Origin of the sequence: Gottfriedia luciferensis (assembly GCF_002156865.1) — a bacterium.
GTDB classification, from domain to species: Bacteria; Bacillota; Bacilli; order Bacillales; family Bacillaceae_G; genus Gottfriedia; species Gottfriedia luciferensis.
In genome coordinates this window covers 20110-33023 of record NZ_NCTA01000030.1, presented here as the reverse complement: position 1 = coordinate 33023, position 12914 = coordinate 20110, and the positions used below count along the sequence as shown (strand labels likewise).

The following is a 12914-nucleotide window of genomic DNA, read 5'->3' as shown; positions in this document are numbered from 1 at the left end:
CAGGATGCTCGCTTTCCATGGGGCGTGAGCTGAGCCTCCTCGGCAAGCCTGCGGGGTCTCACCCTTCCCGCTACTCCCATAGGAGTCTCCCACCTTCCACTCCAATCAAGATCTTTAAATATTCTATAATTTAGATTCTCTAAAATCTTTTTCGAATATGTGTTTTGTCTAAAATCAACAATTAACATTAACAGAGCCATATATTAAAAAAGGAGTGTCCCAAAAGTCTGTAAGTAGACGAATGGGACAGCTCCTTTTTTTTTGAAAATGAAATTACTAATTAAGTTGTCGGAAATAATTCGATTTTTGTTTGATATTGATTAACATGAATTTCTTTACCATTCAGTTGTTCTTTTACAACTAGATTTCTCATTAATAGGTTATCTTCTAACATTGTTTTAAACTTTTCTATTGTTTCAATGAATTGCTTATCGGCAGATAATCCAATATCTACACGCATATTGATTGGTAAATTTAATTCTTTTCTATATTCTTGTATCGATCGAATAAATTCTCGTACAACTCCTTCTTGAACTAGGTCTTCTGTTAATGAAGTATCTAAAGTTACGGTAAAATCTTCATTTGTCGCAGAGGAATACCCTTCTTTGGCGATTTTTTCAATTAGAACATCCTCCACTTTAACGCTTATCATATCACCTGTATCCATTTTTAATTCGGTATAACCGGTCTCAATGACTTTCTTAGATTCTTCACTTGTGAATTGTTGAAGTAATTTATTAACTTGATTAGAATACTTTCCAAATTTTGCTCCAGATGTTTTAAAGTTCAATTTGAGCTTAATCTTAGAAAATTGATCTTCATCATTCAGTTGATAGAAATTTTTAACATTCAACTCATCTAAAACGATATTTTTATATAAATCCCAGTTTAAATCTGTTTTATTACCGATTAAGGTTAAGCTTGCCAATGGTTGTTTAATTTTTAATGATTTAACGTTTCGAATGCTTCTTCCCAACTCTACAACTTTTAATACAGTATCCATTTCGCTTTCAAGTTGAACATTGATGAAAGAATCATTGTGAACCGGATAATCAGATAAATGTACACTTCGATTTGTTAAACTAAAATATACATCTTCAGCTAAAAAAGGAGTAAATGGTGCTAATAATTGACTTACTTTTGTTAACACCTCAAACAGCGTATTGTATGCCGCCGCTTTTTCTTGATTCATACCATTTGACCAAAAACGTTCTCTTGATCTTCTTACATACCAATTACTAACTTCATCAACTAAAGATGCAATTTCTCTAGCAGCATTTGTAAATTGATATTGTTCTAAATGGTCATTTGTTTTTTTAATTGTACTATGCAATCTCGAGATGATCCATTCATCTAACGAATTCGCATGATATTCATATTGATTTGTAGGGTCAAAGCCATCTAATTCCGCATAAAGTTTGTAAAAACTATAAACGTTATCAAATGTATCAATTAGCTTTGATTTCGCCTCTTGAACAACTCTTTTTGAAAAACGTTTTGGGTTCCAAGGTGCACTATCTACTAACAATGCCCACCTTAACGAATCCGCTCCATATTTTTGGATTAACTCGACTGGATCAAGTGCATTCCCTTTGCTCTTAGACATTTTTTGCCCATTTTCATCTAATACATGACCTAAAGAGAGTACTCTTTTATAAGGTGCCTTACCAGTATATAGAGTCGATACGGCTAATAAACTATAAAACCAACCACGTGTCTGGTCAATTCCTTCAATTACGACATCTGCCGGAAATTGTTTTTCAAACTTATCTTCATTTTCAAATGGATAATGATACTGCGCAAAAGGCATTGATCCGCTATCAAACCATACATCAATAACCTCTGAAGTTCTATTCATTTTCCCATTACACTTCGTACATTTCAAGATGACTTCATCGACGAAAGGTTTGTGCAATTCAATCGATTCATCGATTGCTTCTACCGAAAGATCACATAACTGTTTTATACTTTTAGGTGCTGTTTGATGATTACATGATTCACATTCCCAAACATTTAAAGGCGTACCCCAATATCTTTTTCGACTAATATTCCAATCAACCATTTGTTCTAAAAAATTACCGAATCGGCCATTTTTTATATGCTCTGGATGCCATGTTACTTCTTCATTATTTTTTAAAAATTGTTCTTTTAATGCTGTTGTTTTGATGAACCAACTTTCGTTTGCGTAATAAAGTAAAGGTGTATCACAACGCCAACAATGAGGATAACTATGCTCGTATTTTTCCTTACTGAACAATAGTTCTTTTTCTGCTAAATAGCGAACAATATCTACATCACATTCTTTAACAAATCTTCCTTGAAAATTTGTAACTTCCCTTGTATATTGACCTTTTTCATTTACAATATTAACGAAAGAAAAACCATTCTCTTGAACAACTTTATAATCATCCTCACCATAAGCTGGTGCAATATGAACAATACCAGTTCCACTATTTTCTGTAACAAAGTCTGCTGCAATTACTTTATGACCTACTTCTACATTTACAAAATCAAATGGTGGTAAATAGGCGCTTCCAATTAAATCTGCTCCAAGAAATTCAGATAAAACTTCATAATCTGTTTTTAGTACTTTGTCTTTTAAAGCTTTTGCTAAAATATATTCTTCTTCACCTTGTTTAACCCGTACATAATTCATAGTAGGATTAACAGCTAACGCTACATTCGCTGGAAGTGTCCAAGGTGTTGTTGTCCATCCTAAAAAATAGGCATTCTCTTCATTTTTTAATTTAAATTTTACTGTTGCAGTTAAATCTTTAACCGTTTTATATCCTTGTGCGACTTCATGAGAGCTTAAAGAGGTTTGGCAACTAGGACAATAAGGTGAAACACGATGACCTTTTACTAACAATCCCTTTTCATGAATTGTTCCAAGGATATTCCAAACACTCTCTATATACGAATTATTTAATGTAACATAAGGATCATCCATATCAACCCAATATCCTAGCTGCTCTGTAAACTCACGCCATTGTTTCTCATAAGTAAAAACACTTTCTTTACATTTCTCAAGAAACTTTTTTACACCATACCGTTCAATTTCAGCCTTACCTGATATACCTAATTGTTTTTCTACGCCTAGCTCAACTGGCAATCCGTGTGTATCCCAACCAGCTTTACGTACTACTTGGTATCCAGACATTGTTTTATATCTTGCCACCAGATCTTTAATGGTTCGACCTAAAGCATGACCAACATGAGGTAAACCATTAGCTGTAGGTGGGCCTTCATAAAATACAAAAGAAGGGTTCTTTTCTCTTTGATCAACTGATTTTAAAAATGTGTTTTGATTTGACCACAATTCTCTTATTCTTTTTTCCCTTTGTTGAACCGTTTTTTTCATTTTTTCTTTTTCCATATGATATCGCTCCTTTATTTTTTTAAAATACACAAAAAACCCGCCCCTATAAAAGGGACGGGTTTAACCGCGATACCACCCTAATTCTATTGAAAACAGTCCGTTCCAATAGCACTCAGTCACGTACAAACATACGCGTTCTTTTTAACGGTAGACACCCGTTCAAACTTACTTACATTTCAGTTTGACTTCTCGGAGGGGATTTTCATTTTAGAACTGTACACCGGATTTCAGCATTGCCCGGCTCTCTGTAGAACAGTATCAAAAACTACTTTTCTCGTCATTGAATTAATTTGTGTGCTTTAATTGTTGATTATTATAACGTAATGCAAATTAAAAAGTCAAATTATTATAAAATTTATATCTTATTTATTTCATATTCTACAACATTTATAATCGCTACAAATTTCATTAGAAAATGATTTTTTTTATAAGGAATCTGCTGCTTTTTCAAATAATAAACTTTGCTCAATAACACCACATGTACCACATTGAATCAAGTAGTCAGGTCCTTTATATGGAACAAAAAATGGATCCAACCCTCCAGAAATGTATTCTTCTATTTCAACATCACCATTTTGAGGATTTAATTTTACAGCTTTTGGATTTTGTTCAATCAAATAAAATCTACTTTTGTTTGTTTTACAGCGTGGACATGCTAATTTAGTCATTTCTTCACCTCATTTTATTCATATAAGGTTACTATTCCATTAAATTACTATCATTATTCATCCTATTTTGAAATTAATTTTCCTTCAAATACAATTTTTCTTCCAGTTGGCTCAATTTCTATTTTTCCATTTACCATTTGTTCCGAAAATACAGGTACTTCCATGCGTTTAACAGGTTTGTAGCCTTCTGCCTGCATTCTTTCTAAACAATCATTAATTGTTTCATTTTCATAGACTTCAAATTTTTTCTTACTCATTTATATTCCCTACTTTCATTTTAAGTAAATTAAAACAATCAAAAACAAATACAGTCCAAATATAGTAAAAAACCTTACTTTCATTTGAGAGTAAGGTCCGATTGAATACATTATTCTAATCGCGAAGTCGTGAAAGGAATCGTAGTGCTTCGATATAAACCCAAATGACAGTCACTAACAACCCAAAAGCACAATACCATTCAAATTCTTTCGGTGCGCCTTGTCTTACACTTGTCGTAATTAAATCAAAGTCTAAGAATAAATTTAGAGAAGCGATAATTAGAATTGCTAAGCTAACGAATAATCCAATTGGTCCTGATTGGTGAATATATGGAATCGGAACGTGAAAAAGCTGTAGGATCATAGTAAGTAAGTAAAAAATAAAGACACCTAATGTCAGACCAAAAACAATTGATCTAAAGCGATGTGTTACTTTTACAATACCAGTAACATAACAAATTAAAGTTCCAGCAATAATAGCGATTGTTAATAAAACTGCTTGCAATACAATCATACCATACGTTGCTTCATAAACTGCAGAAATATTTCCAATTAAAATACCTTCAACAGCTGCATAAATAGGTGTCGTAATCGGTGCTATTCTAGGAGAAAAAGAGGTAACCACCCCAAGAATTAACGCAATGATTAAACATCCGATAAATACTTTTGAATTTAGTGTTCCAGTTGATGTTAAATAAAATGAGTAGCCTGCGGTCGCAATTAACAAAATTAAAGCAATAATTGTTTTTCCAATTGTACCACCTAAAGTCATTGCCTGTGCAGAATATCTAGATTTAGTTAAACGTTCAGAATTTAAGATAGGATTTGAACTCCTCATTTAAACTCCTCCTTATTTTTATACCTTCATTTTACATTTTTAGTAATTTTCATAAACTTTAAACAAGATTTCTTAAAATAGATAAAGAAACACGTCGATTAGCTAGCATTAAGTCGAAGATTAGGCTACAAAATTGTCTACTCCATCGCGTTTTCTACATCGCTGTAATTTATACGTTCTTAATGTATGAAAAAAGATGTCCAAAAAGGACACCTAATTTCTAAAAACTTCGTACTTAAAATTAAAATTTAATTTTATTAGATAGGAATGAATGTAATTCACTAATTGCAACTCGAGTTTGTTCCATTGTGTCACGATCACGAACTGTTACTTTTCCATCTTCAATTGAATCGAAATCATATGTGATACAGAATGGTGTACCGATTTCATCTTGACGTCTGTAACGTTTACCGATTGATCCAGTTTCATCAAAATCAACATTAAAGTCTTCTGCTAAAGTAGCAAATACTTCTTGTGCATTCTCTGATAATTTTTTAGATAAAGGTAAAATTGCTGCTTTAAATGGTGCTAATGCAGGATGTAGACGCATTACAGTACGAGAAGTTCCATCTTCTAATGCTTCTTCTTCATAAGCATCAATTAAAAATGCTAAAGTTACACGATCTGCACCTAATGAAGGTTCGATGCAATATGGAACATATTTTTCATTTGTAATTGGATCATGATATGTGAAATCTTCAGTTGAAAATTCCATATGTTGTTTTAAATCATAATCTGTACGAGACGCAACGCCCCATAATTCTCCCCAACCGAATGGGAATTTATATTCAAAGTCAGTTGTCGCATTACTATAGTGTGATAATTCATCTTCACTATGATCACGTAAACGAAGATTTTCTTCTTTCATACCTAAAGCTAAAAGCCATTTATTTGCAGTTTCTTTCCAATAAGTAAACCACTCAAGTTCTTCACCTGGCTTACAGAAGAATTCAAGCTCCATTTGTTCAAATTCACGTGTACGGAACGTGAAATTTCCTGGAGTAATTTCGTTTCGGAAACTTTTCCCGATTTGAGCAATACCAAATGGTACTTTCTTTCTCATTGTACGTTGAACATTTTTGAAGTTTACGAAAATACCTTGAGCTGTCTCAGGTCGTAAGAAAATTTCATTTGTACTTGATTCAGTAACACCTTGGAATGTTTTAAACATTAAGTTAAATTGACGAATGTCTGTAAAATCGTGACTACCACAATCAGGACAAGCAATTTTATGTTCTTCAATTAACTTAGCCATTTCTGTAAATGGAAGACCATCAACGATAATCTCCATACCTTTTTCATCTAAAGCATTTTCAATTAATTTATCAGCACGATGACGAGCTTTACAGTTTTTACAATCAATCATCGGATCATTAAAGTTTCCAATATGACCTGATGCTTCCCATGTACGTGGGTTCATTAAGATCGCAGCATCTAGTCCTACATTGTATGGACTTTGCTGTACGAATTTTTTCCACCAAGCTTTTTTCACATTATTTTTAAGTTCAACACCTAATGGACCATAATCCCAAGTGTTTGCTAAACCACCATAAATTTCAGAACCTGGGAATACAAATCCTCTGTGTTTAGCATGACTAACAATAACTTCCATTGATTTTTCTGACATTTCATTCGCCTCCAATTTTCAATTGTTTTTTTGAAAATGCAAGAATGAAATAAAAAAGCTCTCATCCTTAGGCATTTTCAGCCTAGGGACGAGAGCTATATATGCACCCGCGGTTCCACCCTAGTTGACAATTAAAAAAATTGTCCACTTTAAGAAATTAACTCAGGAATGCCTTTCGCTAAAGGTTTTGATTGAGCTCCCACTATCCTCAATTCGCTAAGCAAAATAATCTTTAGGTACTTCTTTCCGTCAACGTTATATGTAATAAATAATATGTTGTTATTTTAACAAAGTGACTACTAGTACGTCAAATAATATTATTAACATTTTAGTAAAAAAAATACGGCGAATTTTTCGAAAATTCCAGGAGATACTTCATGTAAAGTTAAAACCTTTACAGTATCCTTATATCTTGGTATGATAGAAAAGTTGTTTTAAAAATATACCATTACTATCTGAAGGGAGTGCTAGTTTTGAGTAGCAGCATTTTTTTAAAGAAAAAGAAACGTACAGCAGTATTGCTTGATAAACATCATTCCATTCGTTTATTAAAGACGAACAAAAAACGAATCGTGAACAAAAGAAATAATAAAATAAAAAGATTCGAGCAGTTACTAGTTAAAGAATTAAACGATGAAATGATTTTAACTTCAAACAGTACGGTAAATGAAATTTCAGAGGCAGAAAAGAACGTGGTGATCGAAGGACTTCCAGTAACATTTCTTCTAAAGCTTGGAAAAGAATTTTTCTCAGATTTAGAAGCAGTGAAGTACTATTATAATAGTAAACACGAAGACTTTTATAAGAATCGTAGTTTACTAGAGGAATCACTTCAATCTTCAATTCATAATGCTTCTCACGAAGAACAATTAAAGATTTCTGAATTTATTTCTAATAAATAAAAAAAAGTCAGTTCATTTTCGAAAATGAACTGACTTTTTTATTTTCGTAAGAAAGTATTATTAAGCAGTAGAAAACTCAAGGTAGTGGCAATTATGCCTCTATCTTCGTCTAAGGCTCGACAATCGACCAGTTTTCTTTAAGCTAAATATGCTTTTTTAACTTCTTCATCATTCATTAAAGTTTTACCATCGCCAACCATTTGAATTTCACCCGTTTGGATAACATATCCGCGATGTGCAATTTGTAGAGCTTGGTAAGCATTTTGTTCAACTAAAAGGATTGTCATCCCTTGTTTATTTAATTGCTCAATGATTTCAAAAATTTGTTCAACAATAATTGGAGCAAGACCCATCGATGGCTCATCAAGCATTAATAAAGATGGGCCCATCATAAGTCCCCTACCAATCGCTAGCATTTGTTGTTCCCCACCACTCATCGTGCCGCCTTTTTGACTTAGACGTTCTTTTAGTCTTGGAAAATAATCAAATACCATTTCCATTCGAGCAGCAATCAGTTTTTTATCTTTTACTGAAAAAGCGCCCATCTCTAAATTTTCCTTAACTGATAATTTAGAGAAGATTCTTCTACCTTCAGGTACATGGGCTATTCCTTTTAAAGCGATTTCATGCGATTGAAGTTTTACAATTTCTTCACCTTTATAAATAAGTGTTCCTGATTTAGGCTTAACTTGACCACAAATTGTTTTTAAGGTAGTCGATTTTCCAGCACCATTACTCCCAATTAGCGTTACGATTTCGCCTTCATTTACATCAATGTTAATATTTTTCAGTGCTTGAATACCACCGTAAAAAGAGTTAATATCTTTTAATTGTAATAACGTCATCTTTTTCTTACTCCTTTCACTATGCAGTAGTCACTGCACTTTTTCCTAAATATGCTTCAATTACTTTTTGATTGTTACGTATTTCAAGAGGTTTACCTTCTGCAATTTTTTCACCATGATCTAGTACAAATAAATATTCCGAAATCTCCATAACAAGCTTCATATCATGTTCAATCAAAACGATTGTTAGATTTAAGTCGTCTCGCATTTGATAAATTAAATCAGTTAATTCTTTCGTTTCTTTCGGATTCATCCCTGCAGCAGGCTCATCTAATAGTAGAATGCTCGGTTTAGATGCTAAAGCACGTGCGATTTCAAGACGTCTTTGTGCACCGTATGATAGACTTGAAGCTTCCTCATTATAAACATCACTCAAACCAACATATTCTAGCCATTTATACGCTTCTTTCATTGCTACTTTTTCTGCTTTTTTATAGCTAGGTAAGTGAAATAATGTAGAGAATACTCCATATTTTAAATGTTGATGCATACCTACCATTACGTTCTCTAAAGCAGTCATGCTACTAAAAAGACGAATATTTTGGAATGTACGTGCTATACCCTTTTTATTAACTGCATGTGGTTTTAATCCTACTAAGCTTTCATTACCTAATAAGATTTCTCCACTAGTAGGTGTATACACACCAGTTATCATATTAAAAAATGTCGTTTTCCCAGCACCATTTGGTCCGATTACAGCTGTAATTGATCCTTTTTTTATCTCAATATTTACGTTATTTACGGCAGTTAATCCACCAAAACTTTTCGTTAAATTTGTAGTTTTTAACATTGTAATCCCCCTCTCCTAAAATGAAACTGAATGTTGATTTTCTTCGACTACCGTGTCATCTACTAAATCCTCTTTAGCGACAACCTTATTTTTGGCCGGTAATAATCCTTTCGGCCTAAAGATTGCAACTAGTACTAAAATTAGTCCAAAAATCATTCGTTGCATTTTAGAAGGTGATAGTGCTGGTGGTAGATTAATAACCCCATCCAATGTTAATTGATTTAAATAATTTGTTACCTCAGTTAATACTTGAAGATTTAAAATTGTAACGAGTGCTGCTCCAAGAATTACACCTGGTACGCTTCCCATTCCACCTAAAATTACCATTACTAAAATCGTGATCGATTCAAGTAAAGTAAAACTAGTAGGATCAATAAACATTTGTTTTGCAGAGAATACAACTCCCATCATTCCAGAGAAAGAAGCTCCGATTGCAAATGCAATTAATTTCGTACGAACTAAATGAATACCTGATGCTTGCGCTGCAATTTCATTCTCACGTACAGCTTTCCAAGAACGGCCTAGTTTTGAATCTTGTAATCTAGTAACAGCTAAAATTACGATTGCTAGTACAACTAAAACGACATAATAAAACTGACCCGAATTACTAATCTCATAACCAAATATTGTTGGAGATGGAATAGAAGAAATCCCCTGTGCTCCGCCAGTAATATTGATTGGTTTATCTAAGTTATTAAATACAATACGGATAATTTCTCCAAACCCAAGTGTTACGATTGCTAAATAGTCACCTTTCACTCGAAGTACTGGAATCCCTAATAGCACACCGGCAATTGCGGCAATAATTCCACCTACTATGATGAATACCCAAAATGAATTTCCTGAAAAAGGAAGAAAATCAAAATGTAAGAAATTTGTAACTTGTTTTGTTGAAAAGATTGCGTAAGTATATGAACCGATTGCAAAAAAGGCTACAAATCCTAAGTCTAATAATCCAGCAAGACCAACAACAACGTTTAGACCTAAAGCCATTGCAACATAAATACCAACTAATGTCGCTACTCCCATATATGACTCAAATGCTGTACCTTGTGAAGCAACATATGGCATAATCACTGTTAATACTAATATTCCGATACTCCACTTTAATTTAACTGGAAAATTCGTTTTATATAATAAATATAATGAGAACAGGATTAATAAAAATGCCGTTACAGATTCTTGTAATAAGTAAAGACCTAAAGATGTCACAATAATATAAGCACCTAAGAAAACACCTTGTAACTTATTTGATTGTTTTAACTGCGCTAATAAATTTTTCATCTAATTCACCTACACTTTCTCAGCCACAGGTTTACCGAATAAACCTTCTGGCTTAAATATAAGAACTAGAATTAAAATTCCAAATGCAAAAACATCTTTGTACTCAGATGGGAAAATTCCATGTGTTAAATTTGATAAGTTTGCCGCTGCAAACATTTCGATAATACCAATTAAGAATCCGCCAACCATCGCTCCTCGGATATTTCCAATTCCACCTAATACTGCAGCTGTAAATGCTTTTAAACCTAAGATAAATCCGATGTATGGATCGATTGTGTTATATTGTATAGCAAATAGTACTCCTGTTGCCCCACCTAGTGCAGATCCTAAGAAGAATGTTAATGAAATAACCTTATTTACATTTACTGACATTAATGAAGCTGTTTCACGATCCTGAGCAACAGCGCGCATTGCTGTACCCCATTTCGTTTTATTGATGAAGTAATCTAATGAAATCATCATTACAACTGCAACGACTAAAATTATGATTGATGCTGATTTAATTTGCGCATTTCCAAATGAAGAAAGGATCGAACTAGTTTTAATTTGGTGTTGTCCAGAAAATAGTGATGGGCCTGTAATAATGTAATTTCCTTCTTTTAATTCAGCAATAAAACGAACGATATCTTGAAGTAAGAATGAAATACCGATTGCTGTAATTAATGTAATTAGCTTTGGTGCTTTCCTCAATGGACGATATGCTACTCTTTCAATCCCCATACCTAAAAATCCAGTTGCTAACGATGCAATAATTAGGACAATTGCTAAAACAAGAATCGCTGGTAAACTACTTAATAAACCCAAGCCTGTAAATGTAATTAATACTGCAGTACCGATAAATGCACCTGCCATGAAAATTTCACCGTGTGCAAAGTTTATAAGTTCTAAAATTCCATAAACCATCGTGTAACCGAGTGCAACGATTGCATATACAGCTCCTAACACAAGACCATCAATAAGTACTTGAGGCAATGTTTGGATTACTTCATTCATGTATGTAACCTCCTATATATTAAGTTTTTTGTTTCAACACATTCCATTTTTTTACAATTTTTTCACCTATTAGAGAGAAAAAGAGTATCACGTTACACGAGATACTCTTTTATTTTTTACTACTTAAGATTATTAGGCTTTCGTACCTAATTATTGTTTAGTTACTTCGCCTTCTTGAGTACCTGGGTATTTAGCTTCTTTAAATGTATAGATAAATACTTTAGCGAATTTGTTGTCCCCTTTATCGTCGAAGCCAACTTTTGTTACTACACCATCATAATCTTGAATTGCACGAACCGCTTTTTCAACTTCCTCACGAGTTGGTGTTTTACCTTTTCTACCATTGATTGCATTTTTTAATCCTTCTAATAATACGCCAGCTGAATCATATCCGTAAGAAGAGAAAGATTCGATATTTTTATTGAATTTTGATTTATAAGCATCAGCAAATGCCTTACCTTTTTCTGTTTTTAAAGTGTCACCAGCCACTGAAGTATAGTAGAAGTTTTTAACAGCATCGCCGGCGATATCAACTAATCCTGAAGAATCCATTCCGTCTCCACCCATGAATGGAATGTTTAATCCTTTTTCACGAGCTTGTTTTAATAGAATTCCACCCTCAGCATATAGTCCACCAAAGAATACTAGATCAGGTTTTTTCGCAATTGCATTATTTAAAACACCATTAAAATCTTTATCTCCGATTTGGATCCCCTCTTCACCAAGGATTTTAGCACCTAATTTCTCAGCAGCAGATTTGAATTCGTTTGCTAAACCTGTACCATATGGCGTTTTATCTTGAATGATAAAAATATTTTTAGCTTTTAAAGTATTAACTGCGAAATTCGCTCCTGCAGGACCTTGGAAGTCATCACGAGCACAAATTCGGTTAACTACGTCTAATCCACGGTCTGTTACTTCATTTGCAGTGTTAGAAGGAGAAACCATTACGATATGGTCTTTCTCATACTTAACTGAAGAAGGAATTGCTACACCCGAGTTTAAATGTCCTACAACACCAAGAATTTTATTATCAGATGCTAATTGTTCAGCATTTGCTACACCTTTCTTAGGATCACCTTGATCATCATATGGTACAAGTTTTAAATCAAAGCCTAATTTTTTGAATGCCGCTTTTTGATCTTCTAATGCAAGTTGAGCACCTAACTTAATTGACTCACCTAAAATTGCATTATTCCCAGATAAAGGTGTGTTTGTAGCAATTTTGATAACTTGGTTCCCATCATTAGAAGCCTTTCCACAGCCTCCCAAAATTCCAGCTGCCAATGAAGCTGAAGCTAAAATTGCAAATCCTTTCTTTAAAACCATTA

At 33.3% G+C, this 12914-nt stretch carries 12 protein-coding genes and 2 other annotated features; of the genes, 1 reads left to right on the top strand and 11 read right to left on the bottom strand.

The window, feature by feature from the left end:
* From B7R67_RS22410 to B7R67_RS16695, 6 genes are all read right to left on the bottom strand, one after another.
* Positions 1 to 188: hypothetical protein (locus B7R67_RS22410; protein ID WP_407920406.1), on the bottom strand; the 188-nt coding region annotated here is incomplete at its 3' end.
* A 92-nt stretch (positions 189 to 280) separates the two neighbouring features.
* Positions 281 to 3361: an isoleucine--tRNA ligase gene (gene ileS / locus B7R67_RS16715; protein WP_407920407.1), complete on the bottom strand. Its 3081-nt coding sequence runs from the start codon at positions 3359 to 3361 to the stop codon at positions 281 to 283.
* A 65-nt stretch (positions 3362 to 3426) separates the two neighbouring features.
* Positions 3427 to 3669: a binding site (T-box leader), on the bottom strand.
* A gap of 135 nt (positions 3670 to 3804) precedes the next feature.
* The gene (locus tag B7R67_RS16710) at positions 3805 to 4047 is read right to left on the bottom strand and encodes a DNA alkylation repair protein (RefSeq protein WP_088072126.1); all 243 of its coding nucleotides are present in this window, start codon (positions 4045 to 4047) and stop codon (positions 3805 to 3807) included.
* A 62-nt stretch (positions 4048 to 4109) separates the two neighbouring features.
* The gene (locus B7R67_RS16705; RefSeq protein ID WP_088072125.1) at positions 4110 to 4304 is read right to left on the bottom strand and encodes an NETI motif-containing protein; all 195 of its coding nucleotides are present in this window, start codon (positions 4302 to 4304) and stop codon (positions 4110 to 4112) included.
* Between the two features lie 115 nt (positions 4305 to 4419).
* Positions 4420 to 5142: a Bax inhibitor-1/YccA family protein gene (locus tag B7R67_RS16700; protein ID WP_088072124.1), complete on the bottom strand. Its 723-nt coding sequence runs from the start codon at positions 5140 to 5142 to the stop codon at positions 4420 to 4422.
* A gap of 241 nt (positions 5143 to 5383) precedes the next feature.
* Positions 5384 to 6769: a glycine--tRNA ligase gene (locus B7R67_RS16695; RefSeq protein WP_088072123.1), complete on the bottom strand. Its 1386-nt coding sequence runs from the start codon at positions 6767 to 6769 to the stop codon at positions 5384 to 5386.
* An 81-nt stretch (positions 6770 to 6850) separates the two neighbouring features.
* Positions 6851 to 7031 (bottom strand) — a binding site (T-box leader).
* A 211-nt stretch (positions 7032 to 7242) separates the two neighbouring features.
* Here B7R67_RS16695 and B7R67_RS16690 point away from each other — a divergent pair.
* Positions 7243 to 7671, top strand: a complete 429-nt coding sequence (locus tag B7R67_RS16690) for a hypothetical protein (protein ID WP_088072122.1) — start codon at positions 7243 to 7245, stop codon at positions 7669 to 7671.
* Between the two features lie 137 nt (positions 7672 to 7808).
* Here the strand turns inward: B7R67_RS16690 and B7R67_RS16685 are convergent, their stop codons facing one another.
* From B7R67_RS16685 to B7R67_RS16665, 5 genes are all read right to left on the bottom strand, one after another.
* A complete protein-coding gene (locus tag B7R67_RS16685) occupies positions 7809 to 8516 on the bottom strand; it encodes an ABC transporter ATP-binding protein (RefSeq protein ID WP_088072121.1) in 708 nt (235 codons plus the stop codon).
* A 19-nt stretch (positions 8517 to 8535) separates the two neighbouring features.
* Complete coding sequence (locus B7R67_RS16680) at positions 8536 to 9306, bottom strand: ABC transporter ATP-binding protein (RefSeq protein ID WP_208615666.1); 771 nt, start codon at positions 9304 to 9306, stop codon at positions 8536 to 8538.
* A 15-nt stretch (positions 9307 to 9321) separates the two neighbouring features.
* A complete protein-coding gene (locus tag B7R67_RS16675) occupies positions 9322 to 10590 on the bottom strand; it encodes an ABC transporter permease subunit (protein WP_088072119.1) in 1269 nt (422 codons plus the stop codon).
* Positions 10591 to 10599: 9 nt separating this feature from the next.
* Complete coding sequence (locus B7R67_RS16670; RefSeq protein ID WP_088072118.1) at positions 10600 to 11583, bottom strand: branched-chain amino acid ABC transporter permease; 984 nt, start codon at positions 11581 to 11583, stop codon at positions 10600 to 10602.
* 150 nt (positions 11584 to 11733) lie between these two features.
* Positions 11734 to 12912, bottom strand: a complete 1179-nt coding sequence (locus tag B7R67_RS16665; RefSeq protein ID WP_088072117.1) for a branched-chain amino acid ABC transporter substrate-binding protein — start codon at positions 12910 to 12912, stop codon at positions 11734 to 11736.
* Between the last annotated feature and the right edge of the window lie 2 nt (positions 12913 to 12914).